The sequence below is a fragment of the Pantoea sp. Ap-870 genome, assembly GCF_011752515.1.
GTDB classification, from domain to species: domain Bacteria; phylum Pseudomonadota; class Gammaproteobacteria; order Enterobacterales; family Enterobacteriaceae; genus Pantoea; species Pantoea dispersa.
Genome location: NZ_VWXG01000015.1, coordinates 1 through 20901 on the forward strand (window position 1 = coordinate 1; position 20901 = coordinate 20901).

The 20901-nt window shown below is 54.2% G+C and carries 14 protein-coding genes, 4 tRNA genes and 2 rRNA genes; 18 read left to right on the forward strand and 2 right to left on the reverse strand.

Features of this window, described 5'->3' with window-relative positions; translation table 11 throughout:
- The 4 genes from F3J41_RS22785 to birA all read left to right on the forward strand — a co-directional run.
- Positions 1 to 893 (forward strand): 23S ribosomal RNA (locus tag F3J41_RS22785); the annotation flags it as partial.
- Positions 894 to 1090: 197 nt separating this feature from the next.
- Positions 1091 to 1206: ribosomal RNA gene (gene rrf / locus F3J41_RS22790) — 5S ribosomal RNA — on the forward strand.
- A gap of 150 nt (positions 1207 to 1356) precedes the next feature.
- Positions 1357 to 2394: a UDP-N-acetylmuramate dehydrogenase gene (murB, locus tag F3J41_RS22795; protein WP_166712571.1), complete on the forward strand. Its 1038-nt coding sequence runs from the start codon at positions 1357 to 1359 to the stop codon at positions 2392 to 2394.
- Positions 2391 to 3353, forward strand: coding sequence for a bifunctional biotin--[acetyl-CoA-carboxylase] ligase/biotin operon repressor BirA (birA, locus tag F3J41_RS22800; RefSeq protein ID WP_166712573.1), 963 nt, complete (start codon positions 2391 to 2393; stop codon positions 3351 to 3353). The genes murB and birA overlap by 4 nt, the downstream gene beginning before the upstream one ends.
- A gap of 53 nt (positions 3354 to 3406) precedes the next feature.
- Here the strand turns inward: birA and coaA are convergent, their stop codons facing one another.
- Positions 3407 to 4357 carry a type I pantothenate kinase gene (gene coaA / locus F3J41_RS22805; protein WP_058759911.1) on the reverse strand — a complete coding sequence of 317 codons (951 nt, stop codon included), beginning with the start codon at positions 4355 to 4357 and terminating at the stop codon, positions 3407 to 3409.
- 396 nt (positions 4358 to 4753) lie between these two features.
- On the opposite strand from coaA, the gene F3J41_RS22810 reads away from it, so the two are divergent.
- From F3J41_RS22810 to rpoC, 13 genes are all read left to right on the forward strand, one after another.
- Positions 4754 to 4829 (forward strand) — tRNA-Thr (locus F3J41_RS22810).
- 7 nt (positions 4830 to 4836) lie between these two features.
- A tRNA-Tyr gene (locus tag F3J41_RS22815) sits at positions 4837 to 4921 on the forward strand.
- Positions 4922 to 5110: 189 nt separating this feature from the next.
- Positions 5111 to 5185: transfer RNA gene (locus F3J41_RS22820), tRNA-Gly, on the forward strand.
- Positions 5186 to 5190: 5 nt separating this feature from the next.
- Positions 5191 to 5266 (forward strand) — tRNA-Thr (locus tag F3J41_RS22825).
- Between the two features lie 106 nt (positions 5267 to 5372).
- Positions 5373 to 6557: an elongation factor Tu gene (gene tuf / locus F3J41_RS22830; RefSeq protein WP_150059788.1), complete on the forward strand. Its 1185-nt coding sequence runs from the start codon at positions 5373 to 5375 to the stop codon at positions 6555 to 6557.
- Positions 6558 to 6784: 227 nt separating this feature from the next.
- Positions 6785 to 7168, forward strand: a complete 384-nt coding sequence (secE, locus tag F3J41_RS22835; RefSeq protein WP_021508209.1) for a preprotein translocase subunit SecE — start codon at positions 6785 to 6787, stop codon at positions 7166 to 7168.
- A gap of 1 nt (position 7169) precedes the next feature.
- A complete protein-coding gene (gene nusG, locus F3J41_RS22840) occupies positions 7170 to 7715 on the forward strand; it encodes a transcription termination/antitermination protein NusG (protein WP_010616908.1) in 546 nt (181 codons plus the stop codon).
- 147 nt (positions 7716 to 7862) lie between these two features.
- Positions 7863 to 8291 carry a 50S ribosomal protein L11 gene (gene rplK / locus F3J41_RS22845; protein ID WP_013507401.1) on the forward strand — a complete coding sequence of 143 codons (429 nt, stop codon included), beginning with the start codon at positions 7863 to 7865 and terminating at the stop codon, positions 8289 to 8291.
- Positions 8292 to 8294: 3 nt separating this feature from the next.
- Positions 8295 to 8999 carry a 50S ribosomal protein L1 gene (gene rplA, locus F3J41_RS22850; RefSeq protein ID WP_021508208.1) on the forward strand — a complete coding sequence of 235 codons (705 nt, stop codon included), beginning with the start codon at positions 8295 to 8297 and terminating at the stop codon, positions 8997 to 8999.
- Positions 9000 to 9346: 347 nt separating this feature from the next.
- Complete coding sequence (gene rplJ, locus F3J41_RS22855) at positions 9347 to 9844, forward strand: 50S ribosomal protein L10 (RefSeq protein ID WP_021508207.1); 498 nt, start codon at positions 9347 to 9349, stop codon at positions 9842 to 9844.
- Between the two features lie 66 nt (positions 9845 to 9910).
- On the forward strand, positions 9911 to 10276 hold the full coding sequence (rplL, locus tag F3J41_RS22860; protein ID WP_021508206.1) for a 50S ribosomal protein L7/L12: 366 nt from the start codon (positions 9911 to 9913) through the stop codon (positions 10274 to 10276).
- A gap of 326 nt (positions 10277 to 10602) precedes the next feature.
- On the forward strand, positions 10603 to 14631 hold the full coding sequence (rpoB, locus tag F3J41_RS22865) for a DNA-directed RNA polymerase subunit beta (protein ID WP_021508205.1): 4029 nt from the start codon (positions 10603 to 10605) through the stop codon (positions 14629 to 14631).
- Positions 14632 to 14703: 72 nt separating this feature from the next.
- Positions 14704 to 18927, forward strand: a complete 4224-nt coding sequence (rpoC, locus tag F3J41_RS22870) for a DNA-directed RNA polymerase subunit beta' (RefSeq protein WP_058758899.1) — start codon at positions 14704 to 14706, stop codon at positions 18925 to 18927.
- A 66-nt stretch (positions 18928 to 18993) separates the two neighbouring features.
- Here rpoC and F3J41_RS22875 read toward each other — a convergent pair whose 3' ends face one another.
- Entirely contained in the window at positions 18994 to 19179 is a 186-nt protein-coding gene (locus F3J41_RS22875; RefSeq protein ID WP_058769981.1) for a DUF1127 domain-containing protein, read from the reverse strand.
- 175 nt (positions 19180 to 19354) lie between these two features.
- Here F3J41_RS22875 and F3J41_RS22880 point away from each other — a divergent pair, with 175 nt between their 5' ends.
- Entirely contained in the window at positions 19355 to 20809 is a 1455-nt protein-coding gene (locus tag F3J41_RS22880) for a PLP-dependent aminotransferase family protein (protein WP_166712575.1), read from the forward strand.
- Positions 20810 to 20901: the final 92 nt, after the last annotated feature.

Here is a 20901-nt window from a genome sequence, read left to right on the forward strand (position 1 = left end):
GAAATTGAAATCGCTGTGAAGATGCAGTGTACCCGCGGCAAGACGGAAAGACCCCGTGAACCTTTACTATAGCTTGACACTGAACATTGAGCCTTGATGTGTAGGATAGGTGGGAGGCTTTGAAGCGCGGACGCCAGTCTGCGTGGAGCCAACCTTGAAATACCACCCTTTAATGTTTGATGTTCTAACGTAGGCCCGTAATCCGGGCTGCGGACAGTGTCTGGTGGGTAGTTTGACTGGGGCGGTCTCCTCCCAAAGCGTAACGGAGGAGCACGAAGGTTGGCTAATCCTGGTCGGACATCAGGAGGTTAGTGCAATGGCATAAGCCAGCTTGACTGCGAGAGTGACGGCTCGAGCAGGTGCGAAAGCAGGTCATAGTGATCCGGTGGTTCTGAATGGAAGGGCCATCGCTCAACGGATAAAAGGTACTCCGGGGATAACAGGCTGATACCGCCCAAGAGTTCATATCGACGGCGGTGTTTGGCACCTCGATGTCGGCTCATCACATCCTGGGGCTGAAGTAGGTCCCAAGGGTACGGCTGTTCGCCGTTTAAAGTGGTACGCGAGCTGGGTTTAGAACGTCGTGAGACAGTTCGGTCCCTATCTGCCGTGGGCGCTGGAGAATTGAGGGGGGTTGCTCCTAGTACGAGAGGACCGGAGTGAACGCACCGCTGGTGTTCGGGTTGTCATGCCAATGGCACTGCCCGGTAGCTAAGTGCGGAAGAGATAAGTGCTGAAAGCATCTAAGCACGAAACTTGCCCCGAGATGAGTTCTCCCTGACCCTTTAAGGGTCCTGAAGGGACGTTGAAGACGACGACGTTGATAGGCCGGGTGTGTAAGCGCAGCGATGCGTTGAGCTAACCGGTACTAATGACCCGTGAGGCTTAACCTTACAACGCCAGAGGCGTTTTGGTCTGAGAGACAGAAAGAATTTTCAGCTTTGTTCACCGGATTACGTCCAGTGGGTTTTGTGCTGTGACAAGGCGGCACGCGAGACGACGTGAAGGAGCATACACGAGTATGTGACTGAGCGGCGCGAGCGGGGCAACGCAGTCAGAGCGCGAAAGACGCGGACGAAAACAGAATTTGCCTGGCGGCAACAGCGCGGTGGTCCCACCTGACCCCATGCCGAACTCAGAAGTGAAACGCCGTAGCGCCGATGGTAGTGTGGGGCCTCCCCATGCGAGAGTAGGGAACTGCCAGGCATCAAACCAGTAAAAAAGCCCTGGACGAAAGTCCGGGGCTTTTTTACGTCCGTACTTCGGCAAATTTCCCGCTAAAAACGCGAAAACTCCCCACTGTAAAACCGTGCAATCGGGTAAACTACGGCCAGATTAATCAGTAAAGGCCGTAACATGTCCAGCCCTCAGACTTCCCTGAAAGCGTTCAACACACTGGGTCTTGCAATCGCGGCTGAAAAGCTTGTTGTTGCGGATAGCGCAGAAGCCATTTCCTCTGCCTGGCACGCCAGCCAGCAAAATAATCAGCCGTTTATGCTGCTTGGCGAGGGCAGTAACGTCCTGTTCCTCGAAGATTTTGCCGGCTGCGTGGTGATAAACGCGATTAAAGGCATCACCCTGGAAGAGCACGACGAAGCCTGGCATCTGCACGTTGGTGCTGGCGAAAACTGGCATCAGTTGGTTGAGCACACTCTAAAGAAAGGCCTCACCGGGCTGGAAAATCTGGCGCTGATTCCAGGCGTGACGGGATCGGCACCCATCCAGAACATTGGCGCTTACGGTGTTGAATTTAAAGATATTTGCCAGTACGTCGAAGTGTTACACCTGCCGGATAGCACAGTCACGCGTCTGCACCGTGATGAGTGCCAGTTTGGCTATCGCGACAGTATCTTCAAACACGCGATGAAGCACGACTATGTAATTGTGGCCGTCGGGCTGCGTCTGGCTAAGCAGTGGAAACCGGTACTGAGCTATGGCGATCTGGCGAAGCTCAATCCCGCCACCGTATGCGCGTGGGACGTATTCAATGCGGTGTGCCATATGCGACAAAGTAAGCTGCCCGATCCGCGCATAACAGGCAATGTAGGCAGTTTCTTTAAAAATCCTTTGATTTCCGCTCAGCAGGCAGAGGCATTGCTCACGCACTATCCTGCTATGCCGCACTATCCACAGCACAGTGGTGAAGTCAAGCTGGCCGCCGGCTGGCTGATCGATCAGTGTGCGTTGAAAGGCTACCGTCTTGGCGGCGCTGCGGTGCATCGTCAGCAGGCACTGGTACTGATCAATGAAGACAATGCCACACCGCAGGATATTGTCGCCCTGGCCCATCATGTGCGTCAGGAGGTGGGGAAAAAATTTGCCGTGTGGCTGGAGCCTGAGGTGCGGTTTATTGGCGCGCAGGGCGAGCGTAACGCCGTCGAGGTGATTTCATGAAAGATCATAGCGTTCCATTAAAACTGGTCGCCCTGCTGGCTGATGGTGAATTCCACTCTGGCGAGCAACTGGGTGAGGCGCTCGGTATGAGCCGCGCTGCCGTGAATAAACATATTCAGACGCTGAAAAGCTGGGGTCTGGATGTCTACACCGTAACAGGGAAAGGCTACAGCCTGCCAGCGCCGATTCAGCTGCTGAATGAAGAGGCGATACTGGCGCATCTGCATCAGCCGGATCTGGCGGTAATTCCGGTTATTGACTCCACGAATCAGTATTTACTCGAACGCATGGACCAGCTGAACTCCGGCTATGCGTGCATCGCGGAATATCAACAGGCCGGGCGCGGCCGGCGCGGACGGAAATGGTTCTCGCCGTTTGGCGCCAATCTCTACATGTCCATGTACTGGCGACTGGAGCAGGGGCCAGCTGCGGCAATGGGCCTGAGTCTGGTGATTGGTATCGTGATGGCAGAGGTTATCCAGTCGCTGGGCGCGGCAGACGTCCGCGTTAAGTGGCCAAATGACCTCTATCTGCAGGATCGTAAACTGGCGGGTATTCTGGTTGAGCTCACCGGTAAAACCGGCGATGCGGCGCAAATTGTCATGGGCGCGGGGATCAACCTGGTGATGCGGGGCGAAGGCACGGCGGAAATCAATCAGGGTTGGATCAATCTGCAGGAAGCCGGCATTGAGATCAATCGTAACGAACTCGCCGCCAGGTTGATAAACCGTCTGCGTGAAGCTTTACCGCTATTTGAACGGGATGGGCTGGCGCCGTTTGTCGGCCGCTGGGAAGCGCTGGATAACTTTATCCATCGTCCGGTAAAACTGCTGATTGGCGATCGTGAAGTGCATGGCATTGCGCGAGGAATTGATAAGCAGGGTGGTTTATTGCTGGAACAGGATGGTGAGATTAAATCCTGGGTCGGTGGCGAGATCTCATTACGTCCCGCTAATTAACACAGTAAACAGTGACGCATTAAACGCCCTGATAAAGCAGGGCGTTTTTAATACTATTTTCGTAACCGCACGCTTTGCACGGCATGATCCGCAGACTTGGTCATGATCAGGCTGGCTCGCTCTCGCGTAGGTAAGATGTTTTCTTTTAAATTCAGCCAGTTAATTTCTTTCCATAACCCACGTGCAATACTTTCTGCTTCCTCTTCAGGCAGCTGAGAATAGTGGTGGAAATAAGAATCCGGATCGCTGAAGGCACCTTCGCGGAATTTAAGAAAGCGATTAACGTACCAACGCTCTAATAAGTTTTCTGGCGCATCGACATATATTGAAAAGTCGACGAAATCTGAGACAAATACATGATGCGGATCGTGCGGATAATCCATACCGCTCTGCAGTACGTTCAGCCCTTCCAGAATCAGGATGTCCGGCTGCTGCACCACCTTATCGCCATCCGGGATGACATCGTATATCAGGTGTGAATACACCGGTGCAGTGACCTGACTGGCGCCCGATTTCAAATCCGATACGAACTTCACCAGTCGATGCATATCATACGACTGCGGGAAGCCTTTCTTTTTCATCAGGCCGCGCTCTTTCAGCACCGCATTAGGGTGCAAAAAGCCATCGGTGGTGATGAGTTCCACCTTGCGGTGCTCGGGCCAGCGGCTAAGCAGCGCCTGTAACACGCGCGCGGTGGTGCTTTTACCGACGGCGACACTGCCGGCAATACTGATAATGTACGGAATCTTCTGGCCATTGGTGCCAAGGAACTGCTCCAGCACCGCCTGACGGCGCAGATTTGAACTGATATAGAAGTTCAGCAGACGTGATAGCGGCAGGTAGATCTCAGCGACTTCTTCCAGCGAAAGATCTTCATTGATACCGCGCAGCCGTTCAATTTCGCTGGCGGCCAGCGTCATCGGTACGGAATCTCGCAGCGCAGCCCATTGCTGGCGATCAAACTGCAGGTAGGGCGTCGTCAGTGGCGTCGTTTTTTTACTCATAAGCATGCATCTGACCGCAAATTCTGGCTCATCAACACCTTGCAGCAACAGGCATACAGCGATGTGTCGAACTCAGTTGCACGTCACAGGGGTAATTTAACGAGAACAATGGGCAGGAGGGTAACACCAGTGTGACTTTAAAAAGAAGTAAAATGATAAACCTGAGCACGCTTTCGTAAGCAGGCCCGCATTTTTAGGATCACAGTATGAGGCTAACGCGGTATCAAAGAATAATCAGGCTGTGGGCTGGCGGAAAAACACACCATGTTTGCTGCTTTTTGCTGCGCTGGCGGGGCGTTTTGCGAGGATTTGCACAAATAGTAAGCGGTAGTGCAAATTTAGCAATTTTTTTGTTGCATCCTGAACCCGGTCTTCCTAGAATGCGCGTCACTTGATGCCGGCTTAGCTCAGTTGGTAGAGCAACTGACTTGTAATCAGTAGGTCACCAGTTCGATTCCGGTAGCCGGCACCATCAAGTAGGTGGGATTCCCGAGCGGCCAAAGGGAGCAGACTGTAAATCTGCCGTCACAGACTTCGAAGGTTCGAATCCTTCTCCCACCACCATCTCAACCTCTCGGTTGAGCGTCAGATAAAGGCTTATCTGATGGGTGAGTTCAACTCTCTCACCTTCGAATTCAGATTGCGCAGTAGCGTGATCACCGTCAGTCGGAAACTCTGACTGGCTCGAATAATAGAAGGTCTTCTTTTATTATTCATAAGCTACAGAAAGAACAGGTAGCCGAGTTCCAGGATGCGGGCATCGTATAATGGCTATTACCTCAGCCTTCCAAGCTGATGATGCGGGTTCGATTCCCGCTGCCCGCTCCAGATGTGCTGATATGGCTCAGTTGGTAGAGCGCACCCTTGGTAAGGGTGAGGTCCCCAGTTCGACTCTGGGTATCAGCACCACTTCCTTTATCTCTCTCCTGATTCTCTCTCTGTAAAACTAACATCAGGTTTTGCCTGGTTAATGTGACGATATCTTTGATATATCCGTGTCTTAGAGGGACAAGCGATGGCTAAAGAGCAATTTCAACGTAACAAACTGCACGTAAACGTGGGCACCATCGGTCACGTCGACCACGGTAAAACCACTCTGACTGCGGCAATCACCACCGTTCTGGCTAAAACCTACGGCGGCCAGGCGCGTGCATTCGATCAGATCGATAACGCGCCAGAAGAGAAGGCTCGTGGTATCACCATCAACACCTCTCACGTTGAATATGAAACCCCGACCCGTCACTACGCACACGTTGACTGCCCAGGCCACGCCGACTATGTGAAAAACATGATCACCGGTGCTGCGCAGATGGACGGCGCGATCCTGGTTGTTGCTGCGACTGATGGCCCAATGCCACAGACCCGTGAGCACATCCTGCTGGGTCGTCAGGTTGGCGTTCCTTACATCATCGTGTTCCTGAACAAGTGCGACATGGTTGATGACGAAGAGCTGCTGGAACTGGTTGAGATGGAAGTGCGTGACCTGCTGTCTGCTTACGACTTCCCTGGCGACGATACCCCAATCGTACGCGGTTCTGCGCTGAAAGCGCTGGAAGGCGAAGCTGAGTGGGAAGCGAAAATCGTTGAGCTGGCTGAGCACCTGGATAGCTACATCCCCGATCCAGTCCGTGCTATCGACCTGCCGTTCCTGCTGCCAATCGAAGACGTATTCTCAATCTCTGGCCGTGGTACCGTTGTTACCGGTCGTGTTGAGCGCGGCATCGTGAAAGTGGGCGACGAAGTAGAAATCGTTGGTATCAAAGCGACTGCCAAGTCTACCTGTACCGGTGTTGAAATGTTCCGCAAACTGCTGGACCAGGGTCAGGCAGGCGAGAACTGTGGTGTTCTGCTGCGCGGTATCAAGCGTGAAGAGATCCAGCGTGGTCAGGTTCTGGCTAAGCCAGGCACTATCAAGCCACACACCCAGTTCGAGTCAGAAGTTTACGTTCTGTCTAAAGACGAAGGCGGCCGTCATACTCCGTTCTTCAAAGGCTACCGTCCACAGTTCTACTTCCGTACCACTGACGTAACCGGTTCAGTAGAGCTGCCAGAAGGCGTTGAGATGGTAATGCCAGGCGACAACATCAAAATGGTTGTTACCCTGATCCATCCAATCGCAATGGACGAAGGTCTGCGCTTCGCAATCCGCGAAGGCGGCCGTACCGTTGGCGCGGGCGTTGTTGCTAAAGTTATCGCGTAATAGCGATAATATTTGACGCAATGCACACGGAAAGGGCATCATTTGATGCCCTTTTTGTACGCTGTTAACCAGAACCTGGCTCATCAGTGATTTTCGATCATAATCATTGCTGAGACAGGCTCTGTATTACGGCGCTGGATACCGAGTTATGCCCAAAAGCGCATTCGGTTTGGATGCCTCGCTCTGCGGGGCAGAATAGTTTCTGAATTATTGTGGCAGGTTGGTTTATGAGTGCGAATACCGAAGCTCAAGGGAGCGGGCGCGGCCTGGAAGCGGTAAAGTGGGTAGTTGTGATCGCATTGCTGCTGGTAGCAATCGTCGGTAACTACCTGTATCGCGATGTGACACTGCCTTTACGCGCGCTGGCTGTCGTGGTGTTGATCGCTGCGGCGGGCGGCATTGCGTTGCTGACCACCAAAGGCAAAGCAACCGTGGCTTTTGCACGTGAAGCAAGAACCGAAATGCGTAAGGTCATCTGGCCAACTCGCCAGGAAACATTGCACACCACGTTAATCGTTGCCGCGGTCACTGCCGTGATGTCACTGATTTTGTGGGGGCTGGATGGTATTCTGGTCCGTCTGGTATCGTTTATCACTGGCCTGAGGTTCTGAGATGTCTGAAGCTCCAAAAAAACGCTGGTACGTCGTTCAGGCGTTTTCCGGTTTTGAAGCCCGCGTAGCCAAGTCGCTGCAAGAGCATATCAAACTGCACAACATGGAAGAACTGTTTGGCGAAGTCATGGTGCCGACTGAAGAAGTCGTGGAAATCCGTGGCGGCCAGCGTCGCAAAAGCGAACGCAAATTCTTCCCTGGTTACGTACTGGTCCAGATGGTGATGAATGATGCCAGCTGGCACTTAGTGCGCAGTGTACCGCGTGTAATGGGCTTCATTGGTGGTACCTCTGACCGTCCGGCACCGATCAGTGATAAAGAAGTGGATGCGATCATGAACCGCCTGCAGCAGGTGGGTGATAAGCCGCGTCCGAAAACGCTGTTCGAGCCAGGCGAGATGGTGCGTGTCAACGACGGCCCGTTTGCCGACTTCAACGGTGTGGTCGAAGAAGTGGATTACGAGAAGAGCCGCCTGAAGGTTTCTGTTTCTATCTTCGGCCGTGCAACGCCGGTAGAACTCGACTTTGCTCAGGTGGAGAAAGGCTAAGCCGTTTGTTCACTTTTTAGCTCTTGCGGAAGGCGCGAAATTTACCTATAATTTCGCGCCTTTTGTTTTTATGCGCTGGCAACAGCGTGTAAATCGTTATCACGGGGAGCCTGTTCGCCAGGCGCTATACCCAATAGAGGAAATATCATGGCCAAGAAAGTACAAGCCTACGTCAAGCTGCAGGTTGCAGCTGGTATGGCTAACCCGAGCCCACCAGTTGGTCCGGCTCTGGGTCAGCAGGGTGTTAACATCATGGAATTCTGTAAAGCGTTCAACGCCAAAACAGAATCACTGGAAAAGGGTCTGCCGACTCCAGTAGTTATCACCGTATACAGCGACCGTTCTTTCACCTTCGTTACCAAAACGCCTCCGGCTGCCGTTCTGCTGAAAAAAGCAGCAGGCATCAAGTCTGGTTCTGGTAAGCCGAACAAAGATAAAGTCGGTAAAGTAACTCGTGCTCAGGTACGTGAAATCGCAGAAACCAAAGCTGCGGACATGACTGGTGCTGACGTAGAAGCGATGACTCGCTCTATCGAAGGTACTGCTCGTTCCATGGGCCTGGTAGTGGAGGACTAAGAAATGGCTAAGCTGACCAAGCGCATGCGCGTGATCCGTGACAAAGTTGATGCGACTAAACAGTATGACATCAACGAAGCTGTTGCTCTGCTGAAAGAACTGGCTACCGCTAAATTCGTAGAGAGCGTGGACGTTGCTGTTAACCTCGGCATTGATGCACGTAAATCTGACCAGAACGTGCGCGGCGCGACCGTTCTGCCACACGGTACTGGTCGTTCAGTACGTGTTGCCGTCTTTACCCAGGGCGCAAACGCTGAAGCTGCTAAAGCAGCTGGCGCTGAGCTGGTAGGTATGGAAGACCTGGCTGATCAGATCAAGAAAGGCGAAATGAACTTTGACGTTGTTATTGCTTCTCCGGATGCAATGCGCGTTGTTGGCCAGCTGGGCCAGGTTCTGGGCCCACGTGGTCTGATGCCAAACCCGAAAGTTGGTACCGTAACCCCTAACGTTGCTGAAGCTGTGAAAAACGCTAAAGCGGGTCAGGTTCGTTACCGTAACGACAAAAACGGCATCATCCACACCACCATTGGTAAAGTGGACTTCGATGCTGACAAACTGAAAGAAAACCTGGAATCTCTGCTGGTTGCGCTGAAAAAAGCTAAACCTGCTCAGGCGAAAGGCGTGTACATCAAGAAAGTCAGCATCTCTACCACCATGGGCGCCGGCGTTGCCGTTGACCAGGCTGGTCTGAACGCAGCAGCAAACTAATTGCTGCTTGTAACGGGCGAAAAATTCATCTAGAATCTTACGCCCGTTGTTCTGGTTGATCCATCAATTCAGAACCCAAATTCATAGTCGCGGAGTGCACAGGTCTAAACCCCTTGTCATTCAGCGACTAAGGTTGGAGCCAGGCCTGATCCTGGCCTCCGTCCAAGACCGCAGGAGCAGAACCTCTTCGGAAGTGATGCTTAATATCCTGCGTAGACGGTGACAGAACCAAAAAGAATTTTTTCTTCACTGGATTCTGCTCACCGTGTAACGCGCTTACGGCCTTCGGGTGTGTAAGTGAAGTGAGTTCCGGGAAATTTTCCCGGTCAAATCCAGGAGCAAAGCTAATGGCATTAAATCTTCAAGGCAAACAAGCAATTGTTGCTGAAGTTAGCGAAGTAGCCAAAGGCGCGCTTTCAGCGGTTGTTGCGGATTCCCGTGGCGTTACCGTTGATAAAATGACTGAACTGCGTAAAGCAGGTCGTGAAGCTGGCGTCTACATGCGTGTTGTTCGTAACACCCTGCTGCGCCGCGTCGTTGAAGGTACTCCATTCGAGTGCCTGAAAGACACGTTTGTTGGTCCGACCCTGATTGCATACTCTATGGAACACCCGGGCGCTGCTGCTCGTCTGTTCAAAGAGTTCGCGAAAGCGAATGCAAACTTTGAGGTCAAAGCTGCAGCCTTTGAAGGTGAGCTGATCCCGGCGGCACAAATTGACCGTCTGGCAACGCTGCCGACTTACGAAGAAGCACTGGCACGTCTGATGTCGACCATGAAAGAAGCTGCTGCTGGCAAGCTGGTCCGCACTCTGGCTGCTGTTCGCGACGCGAAAGAAGCGGCTTAAGGCCAGATTCTTTTTCTTCGTACTTGCTAACGTATAAACTTTTACTGATTCTTAGGAACAATTGTCATGTCTATCACTAAAGATCAAATCCTGGAAGCCGTTGCAGCTATGTCCGTAATGGAAGTAGTTGAGCTGGTTTCTGCTATGGAAGAAAAATTCGGCGTTTCTGCTGCTGCTGCTGTCGCTGTTGCTGCTGGCCCGGCTGAAGCTGTTGAAGAGAAAACTGAATTCGACGTTATCCTGAAAGCTGCTGGCGCGAACAAAGTTGCTGTAATCAAAGCCGTTCGTGGCGCAACTGGTCTGGGCCTGAAAGAAGCTAAAGACCTGGTTGAAGCTGCTCCAGCTGCAATCAAAGAAGGCATCAGCAAAGACGACGCAGCTGCACTTGAAGCTGCTCTGAAAGAAGCTGGCGCTGAAGTTGAAGTTAAGTAAGACAACCCTCGGGTTGCAGTCTGCGTAAACAGACTGATGGCTGGTGACTTTTTGGTCACCAGCCTTTTTGCGCTACAGGGGAACGATGGCGTTTCGCACTGTTTGTCCATTGTTCCTCTTCAATATCTTTTTCTATCGACGACTTAATATACCGCTTTCCTGTGAGGGTTCCCTGCCTGCGCAACGGCGATGAAATGATTTAAGAGTGATAGAAAGATGTATTGCATGGGGTGCCGCGCATCGCATGAAAAACAAAATAGTGTTGCATGAACTGTCCCTTCAGGACGGACAGCGTGGGTCGACTTGTCAGCTAGCTGAGGAACCCTATGGTTTACTCCTATACCGAGAAAAAACGTATTCGTAAGGATTTTGGTAAACGTCCACAAGTACTGGATGTGCCTTATCTCCTTTCTATCCAGCTTGACTCGTTCCAGAAGTTTATCGAGCAAGATCCAGAAGGCCAGTACGGTCTGGAAGCAGCCTTCCGTTCCGTGTTCCCAATCGCGAGCTACAGCGGCAACTCTGAGTTGCAGTATGTCAGCTACCGTCTGGGTGAGCCGGTGTTTGACGTGACAGAATGTCAGATCCGTGGCGTGACGTACTCCGCACCGCTGCGCGTTAAACTGCGTCTGGTGATCTACGAGCGCGAAGCGCCGGAAGGCACCGTCAAAGACATCAAAGAACAAGAAGTGTACATGGGCGAAATTCCGCTCATGACCGACAACGGTACCTTTGTCATCAACGGTACTGAGCGTGTTATCGTTTCTCAGCTGCATCGTAGTCCTGGCGTATTCTTTGACAGCGATAAGGGTAAAACGCACTCTTCCGGTAAAGTGCTGTATAACGCACGTATCATCCCTTACCGCGGTTCATGGCTCGACTTCGAGTTTGACCCGAAAGACAACCTGTTCGTCCGTATTGACCGTCGTCGTAAGCTGCCGGCCAGTATCATCCTGCGCGCGCTGGATTACACCACTGAGCAGATTCTCGATCTGTTCTTCGAAAAAGTGGTCTTTGAAATCCGCGACAACAAGCTGCAGATGGAACTGGTGCCTGAGCGCCTGCGTGGTGAAACCGCCTCCTTCGATATCGAAGCCAACGGCACGGTCTACGTTGAGAAAGGTCGTCGCATTACTGCGCGCCACATCCGTCAGCTGGAAAAAGACAACATTCAGCACATCGAAGTGCCGGTCGAGTACATCGCGGGCAAAGTGGTCGCGAAAGATTACATCGATCTGAACACCGGTGAGCTGATCGTGCCGGCGAACATGGAGCTGTCACTGGATCTGCTGGCGAAACTGAGCCAGTCCGGTCACAAGCGCATCGAAACCCTGTTCACCAACGACCTGGATCACGGCCCGTACATTTCTGAGACGCTGCGCGTTGACCCAACCAACGACCGCCTGAGCGCGCTGGTTGAGATCTACCGCATGATGCGTCCTGGCGAGCCGCCAACGCGTGAAGCCGCAGAAAACCTGTTCGAGAACCTGTTCTTCTCTGAAGATCGTTACGATCTGTCGGCCGTTGGCCGCATGAAGTTCAACCGTTCTCTGCTGCGTGACGAGATCGAAGGTTCCGGTATCCTGAGCAAAGACGACATCATTGAAGTGATGAAGAAGCTCATCGGTATCCGTAACGGTATTGGCGAAGTGGATGATATCGACCACCTCGGCAACCGTCGTATCCGTTCGGTCGGCGAAATGGCGGAAAACCAGTTCCGCGTTGGCCTGGTGCGTGTAGAGCGCGCTGTGAAAGAGCGTCTGTCTCTGGGCGACCTCGACACGCTGATGCCACAGGACATGATCAACGCCAAGCCAATTTCGGCCGCGGTGAAAGAGTTCTTTGGTTCCAGCCAGCTGTCCCAGTTTATGGACCAGAACAACCCGCTGTCTGAGATTACGCACAAACGTCGTATCTCTGCTCTGGGCCCAGGCGGTCTGACCCGTGAACGCGCCGGCTTCGAAGTGCGTGACGTACACCCGACTCACTACGGTCGCGTATGTCCAATCGAAACCCCGGAAGGTCCGAACATCGGTCTGATCAACTCACTCTCTGTTTACGCGCAGACTAACGAATACGGCTTCCTCGAAACGCCGTACCGCCGCGTGGTTGACGGTAAAGTGAGTGATGAAATTCATTACCTCTCTGCTATCGAAGAGGGTAACTACGTTATCGCTCAGGCGAACACCAACCTCGCCGATGACGGCAGCTTTGTTGACGATCTCGTCACCTGCCGTAGCAAAGGTGAATCGAGCCTGTTCAGCCGCGATCAGGTTGACTACATGGACGTTTCCACCCAGCAGGTGGTTTCTGTCGGTGCGTCACTGATCCCGTTCCTGGAACACGATGATGCTAACCGCGCCCTGATGGGTGCGAACATGCAACGTCAGGCTGTACCTACCCTGCGTGCTGACAAGCCGCTGGTTGGTACCGGTATGGAACGTGCTGTTGCGGTCGACTCCGGTGTAACTGCCGTCGCGAAACGTGGTGGTACCGTGCAGTACGTCGATGCGTCACGTATCGTTATCAAAGTTAACGAAGACGAGATGTATCCGGGCGAAGCAGGTATCGACATCTACAACCTGACCAAGTACACCCGTTCTAACCAGAACACCTGCATCAACCAGATGCCGTGTGTTTCTCTGGGTGAACCTATCGAGCGTGGCGACGTGCTGGCTGACGGCCCGTCTACCGACCTCGGTGAGCTGGCGCTGGGTCAGAACATGCGCGTGGCGTTCATGCCATGGAACGGTTACAACTTCGAAGACTCCATCCTCGTTTCTGAGCGTGTAGTACAGGAAGACCGTTTCACCACTATCCACATTCAGGAACTGGCTTGCGTGTCACGTGACACCAAACTGGGGCCGGAAGAGATCACCGCTGACATCCCGAACGTGGGTGAAGCTGCGCTCTCCAAACTGGATGAATCCGGCATCGTGTATATCGGTGCGGAAGTGACCGGTGGCGACATTCTGGTAGGCAAGGTCACGCCGAAAGGTGAAACCCAGCTGACGCCAGAAGAGAAACTGCTGCGTGCGATCTTCGGTGAAAAAGCCTCTGACGTGAAAGACTCGTCACTGCGCGTGCCGAACGGCGTTTCCGGTACGGTTATCGACGTACAGGTCTTCACCCGCGATGGCGTGGAAAAAGACAAGCGCGCGCTGGAAATCGAAGAGATGCAGCTGAAGCAGGCGAAAAAAGACCTGTCTGAAGAACTGCAGATCCTCGAAGCGGGCCTGTTCAGCCGTATCCAGGCCGTCCTGATTTCAGGTGGCGTGGAAGCGGAGAAACTGGACAAGCTGCCACGTGAGCGCTGGCTGGAACTCGGTCTGACCGACGAAGAGAAGCAGAACGCGCTGGAGCAGCTGGCTGAGCAGTACGACGAGCTGAAGCACGAGTTTGAGAAGAAACTCGAAGCGAAGCGTCGCAAGATCACCCAGGGCGACGATCTGGCACCGGGCGTGCTGAAAATCGTCAAGGTGTATCTGGCCGTTAAGCGTCAGATTCAGCCTGGTGACAAAATGGCGGGTCGTCACGGTAACAAAGGTGTTATCTCCAAGATCAACCCAATCGAAGACATGCCATACGATGAGAACGGTACGCCGGTCGACATCGTACTGAACCCGCTGGGCGTACCATCGCGTATGAACATCGGTCAGATTCTGGAAACCCACCTGGGTATGGCGGCGAAAGGCATTGGTGAGAAGATCAATGCGATGCTGAAGAAGCAGGAAGAAGTCGCCAAACTGCGTGAGTTTATCCAGCGTGCTTACGATCTGGGCACCGATGTGCGTCAGAAAGTTGACCTGAACACCTTCTCGGACGACGAAGTGCTGCGTCTGGCAGAGAACCTGAAAAAAGGTATGCCAATCGCGACGCCAGTGTTCGACGGTGCGAAAGAGAGCGAAATCAAAGAGCTGCTGCAGCTCGGCGGTCTGCCTTCTTCCGGTCAGATCACCCTGTTCGACGGCCGTACCGGTGAGCAGTTTGAGCGTCAGGTAACCGTAGGTTACATGTACATGCTGAAACTGAACCACCTGGTCGACGACAAGATGCACGCCCGTTCTACCGGCTCTTACAGCCTGGTTACGCAGCAGCCGCTGGGTGGTAAGGCGCAGTTCGGTGGTCAGCGCTTCGGTGAGATGGAAGTGTGGGCACTGGAAGCATACGGTGCCGCGTATACCCTGCAGGAAATGCTTACCGTTAAGTCTGATGACGTCAACGGCCGTACCAAGATGTATAAAAACATCGTTGACGGCAACCATCAGATGGAACCGGGCATGCCGGAATCCTTCAACGTACTGTTGAAAGAGATTCGCTCGCTGGGTATCAACATCGAGCTGGAAGACGAGTAAGCACTCGCAAGTACTGGTTATGGGACGCGCCTGGCGCGTCCCTGAGAGTTCCACTCCGACGGGAGCTAATCCGTGAAAGACTTACTTAAGTTTCTGAAAGCGCAAACTAAAACCGAAGAGTTTGATGCGATCAAAATTGCGCTGGCCTCGCCAGACATGATCCGTTCCTGGTCTTTCGGTGAAGTTAAAAAGCCGGAAACCATTAACTACCGTACCTTCAAGCCGGAGCGTGACGGTCTTTTCTGTGCCCGTATTTTCGGACCGGTAAAAGATTACGAATGCCTGTGCGGTAAGTACAAGCGTCTGAAACACCGTGGCGTGATCTGTGAGAAGTGTGGCGTTGAAGTCACGCAGACCAAAGTGCGTCGTGAGCGTATGGGCCACATCGAGCTGGCTTCGCCGACCGCGCACATCTGGTTCCTGAAATCACTGCCATCCCGCATCGGTTTGCTGCTGGATATGCCGCTGCGTGATATCGAGCGCGTGCTGTACTTCGAATCTTATGTTGTGGTCGAAGGCGGCATGACCAACCTGGAAAAACGTCAGATTCTGACTGAAGAGCAGTACCTTGACGCGCTGGAAGAGTTCGGTGACGAATTCGACGCGAAGATGGGTGCGGAAGCTATCCAGGCGCTGCTGAAAAATATGGATCTGGAGCAGGAGTGCGAGCAGCTGCGTGAAGAGCTGAACGAAACCAACTCTGAGACCAAACGTAAAAAGCTGACCAAGCGTATCAAGCTGCTGGAAGCGTTCGTGCAGTCTGGCAACAAGCCAGAGTGGATGATCCTGACCGTTCTGCCGGTGCTGCCGCCAGATCTGCGTCCGCTGGTACCGCTGGACGGCGGTCGTTTCGCTACGTCGGATCTGAACGATCTGTATCGTCGCGTGATCAACCGTAACAACCGTCTGAAGCGTCTGCTGGATCTGGCTGCGCCAGATATCATCGTACGTAACGAAAAACGTATGCTGCAGGAAGCGGTAGATGCCCTGCTGGATAACGGCCGTCGCGGTCGTGCCATCACCGGCTCTAACAAACGTCCTCTGAAATCTTTGGCCGACATGATCAAAGGTAAGCAGGGTCGTTTCCGTCAGAACCTGCTGGGTAAACGTGTTGACTACTCCGGTCGTTCGGTTATCACCGTCGGTCCATACCTGCGTCTGCATCAGTGCGGTCTGCCGAAGAAAATGGCACTGGAACTGTTCAAACCGTTCATCTACGGCAAGCTGGAACTGCGTGGCCTCGCGACCACCATTAAAGCGGCCAAGAAAATGGTTGAGCGCGAAGAAGCGGTGGTCTGGGATATCCTGGATGAAGTGATTCGCGAACACCCGGTACTGCTGAACCGTGCACCAACCCTGCACCGTCTGGGTATCCAGGCGTTTGAACCGGTTCTGATCGAAGGTAAAGCGATCCAGCTGCACCCGCTGGTGTGTGCGGCGTATAACGCCGACTTCGATGGTGACCAGATGGCTGTTCACGTACCGCTGACGCTGGAAGCCCAGCTGGAAGCGCGTGCGCTGATGATGTCTACCAACAACATTCTGTCTCCAGCGAACGGCGAGCCAATCATCGTTCCTTCACAGGACGTTGTTCTGGGTCTGTACTACATGACCCGTGACAAAGTGAACGCCAAAGGCGAAGGCATGGTACTGACCGGCCCGAAAGAAGCTGAGCGTGTTTACCGCGCTGGCCAGGCCGAGCTGCATGCACGCGTTAAAGTGCGTATCACTGAATACAGCAAAAATGAGCAGGAAGAGCTCGTTGCGAAAACCAGCCTGATCGACACCACCATTGGTCGTGCGATCCTGTGGATGATCGTACCGAAAGGTCTGCCTTACTCCATCGTCAACCAGGCGCTGGGTAAGAAAGCGATTTCTAAGATGCTGAACACCTGTTACCGCATCCTGGGCCTGAAGCCGACCGTTATCTTTGCTGACCAGACCATGTACACCGGCTTTGCCTATGCAGCCCGTTCAGGTGCCTCAGTCGGTATCGACGACATGGTGATTCCTGCCAAGAAAGCAGAAATCATTGCAGAAGCCGAAGCGGAAGTGGCCGAGATCCAGGAGCAGTTCCAGTCTGGTCTGGTTACCGCGGGCGAACGTTACAACAAAGTCATTGATATCTGGGCTGCGGCTAACGAACGCGTATCCAAAGCGATGATGGATAACCTGCAGACCGAAACCGTGATCAACCGTCACGGCGAAGAAGAGCAGCAGGTTTCGTTCAACAGCATCTACATGATGGCCGACTCCGGTGCGCGTGGTTCTGCGGCACAGATTCGTCAGCTGGCAGGTATGCGTGGTCTGATGGCGAAGCCAGATGGCTCCATCATCGAGACGCCGATCACCGCGAACTTCCGTGAAGGTCTGAACGTACTCCAGTACTTCATCTCGACCCACGGTGCGCGTAAAGGTCTGGCCGATACCGCACTGAAAACGGCGAACTCCGGTTACCTGACCCGTCGTCTGGTTGACGTGGCGCAGGACCTGGTGGTCACCGAAGACGACTGTGGCACATTCGAAGGCATCATGATGACCCCGGTCATTGAAGGTGGCGACGTTAAAGAGCCGCTGCGTGAGCGTGTACTGGGTCGTGTGACGGCAGAAGACGTGCTGAAGCCGGGCACTGCGGACATCCTGATCCCGCGTAACACCCTGATCGATGAGCACTGGTGTGACGTGGTTGAACTGAACTCCGTGGACGCGATTAAAGTGCGTTCCGTGGTGAGCTGTGAAACCGACTTCGGTGTGTGTGCACACTGCTACGGTCGCGATCTGGCACGTGGTCACATCATCAACAAAGGTGAGGCCATCGGCGTTATCGCAGCACAGTCCATCGGTGAGCCGGGTACCCAGCTGACCATGCGTACCTTCCACATCGGTGGTGCGGCATCGCGTGCGGCAGCTGAATCCAGCATTCAGGTGAAGAATAAAGGTACTATCAAGCTGACCAACGCCAAGTCAGTAACCAACTCCTCCGGGAAACTGGTTATCGTCTCGCGTAACGTTGAGCTGAAGATGATCGACGAGTTCGGTCGTACCAAAGAGAGCTATAAAGTGCCTTACGGTGCGGTCATGGCGAAAGGTGATGGCGAGCAGGTTGCCGCGGGCGAAACCGTTGCAAACTGGGATCCACACACCATGCCGGTTATCACCGAAGTGGGCGGTTTCATCCGCTTCACCGACATGATCGACGGTCAGACCATTACCCGTCAGACTGACGACCTCACCGGTCTGTCATCGCTGGTGGTACTGGATTCTGCAGAGCGTACTGCGGGCGGTAAAGACCTGCGTCCGGCACTGAAAATCGTTGATGCCAACGGCAACGATGTACTGATCCCGGGCACCGACATGCCGGCACAGTACTTCCTGCCAGGTAAAGCGATTGTGCAGCTGGAAGATGGCGTGAAGATCAGCTCGGGTGATACCCTGGCGCGTGTTCCGCAGGAATCTGGCGGTACCAAGGACATCACCGGTGGTCTGCCGCGCGTTGCCGACCTGTTCGAAGCGCGTCGTCCGAAAGAGCCAGCTATCCTGGCGGAGATCAGCGGTATCATCTCCTTCGGTAAAGAGACCAAAGGCAAGCGTCGTCTGGTGATCACCCCGGTTGACGGTAGCGATCCGTATGAAGAGATGATTCCGAAATGGCGTCAGCTCAACGTATTCGAAGGTGAACGTGTAGAACGTGGTGACGTCGTATCCGACGGCCCAGAGTCTCCGCACGACATCCTGCGTCTGCGTGGCGTCCATGCTGTGACCCGTTACATCACTAACGAAGTGCAGGAAGTTTACCGCCTGCAGGGCGTTAAGATTAACGATAAGCACATCGAAGTCATCGTGCGTCAGATGCTGCGTAAAGCAACCATCCTGAACGCGGGTAGCTCGGAGTTCCTGGAAGGCGAGCAGGCGGAAGTCTCTCGTATCAAGATCTCCAACCGCGATCTGGAAGCGAACGGCAAAATCGGCGCGACGTACATGCGTGACCTGCTGGGTATCACCAAAGCCTCGCTGGCAACCGAATCGTTCATCTCTGCGGCATCGTTCCAGGAGACCACCCGTGTCCTGACCGAAGCAGCGGTAGCCGGCAAGCGCGACGAACTGCGCGGCCTGAAAGAGAACGTTATCGTGGGTCGTCTGATCCCGGCCGGTACCGGTTATGCTTACCACCAGGATCGTATGCGTCGCCGTCAGGCGGGTGAAGCACCGGTTGCACCGCAGGTGACTGCGGATGAAGCCTCTGCCAGCCTCGCTGAGCTGCTGAACGCCGGTCTGGGCGGTAGCGACGACGAATAATCGTCTGCTCTGCTGACCATGAAAAAACCCTGCCTCGGCAGGGTTTTTTTTCGTCTGAAAACCGCGTTATTTCTGATTGATATCCTGACGCGTCAGCCCGATGTCACGTAGCTGCGCATCACTCAGGTGCGAAAGAATCTCCCGCGTTTCCCGCCTGGCCTGCCAGCGTTTGATTGCGCGCACGCCGCCACGGAAGATATCGAGTAAGGTCACGCTGAACGGTTTTGCCGCCCGGTTCTGATCGAATTCCATAATCCCAGCCCTCAGTATGATGTCTGAACAACATTTTCCCTCTGATGGCGAATGCTATACAGATTCAAAAATCACTTATCTTTAACATACAGATTGCGCCCGTACCGATCTGAATGGTAGAAATAGGCGTCATCTGTACTGATTTTTGATCACCGTTAACGCAGCGAGGCACACAATGACGCGCTATCAACATCTGGCCTGTCTGCTTTCAGACCGTATTGAGCAGGGGCTGTATCGCAGCGGCGAACGCTTGCCCTCGGTGCGTACGCTCAGCATTGAGCACGGTGTCAGCATCAGCACCGTGCAGCAGGCTTATCATCTGCTGGAAGAGAAGCAGCTTATCGTGCCGCAGCCGCGTTCCGGCTATTTTGTCGCTACCCGTAAAGCCACGCCGCCGGTGCCCGCGATGACCCGACCCGTACAGCGTCCGGTTGAGATCACCCAGTGGGAATCGGTGCTGGAGCTGCTGAGCAGCCGCATTAATGGCGACGTGCTGCAGCTGGGCAGCGGCATGCCGGACCTGACCCAGCCGACGCTCAAGCCGCTGTGGAAAATCATGGGCCGCATGGCGCAGAAGCAGGACATTGATCAGCTCAACTACGACAGCCTGCTCGGCGTGGCAGCGCTGCGCGAGCAGATTGCGCGGCTGACAATTGACAGCGGCTGTCAGCTGACGGCGGAAGATATTGTCATCACTACCGGTTGCCATGAAGCGCTGTCGGTGTCGATTCGCGCCGTGTGCGAGCCAGGCGATATCATTGCCGTCGAGTCGCCAGCGTTTCACGGCACCATGCAGACACTGCGCGGTCTGGGCATCCGCGCCATTGAAATCCCTACCGATGCGGTCAGCGGGATCAGTCTTGAGGCGCTGGAGCTGGCGTTTGAGCAGTGGCCAATCAAAGCGGTGGTGGTGGTACCCAACTGTAATAATCCGCTTGGATTTATCATGCCGGAAGCGCGTAAGCGCGCGCTGCTGACGCTGGCGCAGCGCTTTGACGCGGCGATCATTGAAGATGATGTTTACGGCGAGCTGGCGTGGGAGTATCCGCGTCCGATCACCATCAAATCGCTGGATATGGATGGCCGCGTGCTGCTGTGCAGCTCGTTTTCCAAAACCCTGGCGCCCGGCTTGCGCGTGGGCTGGGTCGCGCCGGGACGCTATCGCGATCGCGTACTGCACATGAAATATATTGGCACCGGTTCGACGGCAACGCAGCCGCAGTATGCGGTCGCAGAGTTTATTCGTCAGGGCCATTACCTGCCGCATTTGCGCCGCATGCGCCATGTGTATCAGCGTAACTATGAGACGTTTAGCTGCTGGGTGCGCCACTATTTTCCCTGCGGTATTTGCGTCTCGCGGCCGCAGGGCAGTTTCCTGATGTGGATTGAGCTGCCGGAAGCCTTCGATGCGGTGCGGCTGAATGCGGAACTGCGGGAGCTGAAAATCCAGGTGGCGGTCGGTTCGTTGTTTTCGGCGGCGGGTAAATATCGCAACTGCCTGCGCCTCAATTATGGTCTGCCAATGAATGAGCAAACCGAGCAGGCGATTGCCAGCCTAGGCGCAGCCGTGGAGCGTGCCATGCAGGCCTGCAGTGCGGAAACGCGCCATACTACCTCCCTGACAGAATAACGGTGGAAAGGCAGGGCCGGACAGAGAGTCGGGGAAGCCAGCCCTGGCCCGCTGCAAGCGACAGCGGGCAGGCTCACTTTAGCGATTGTCCC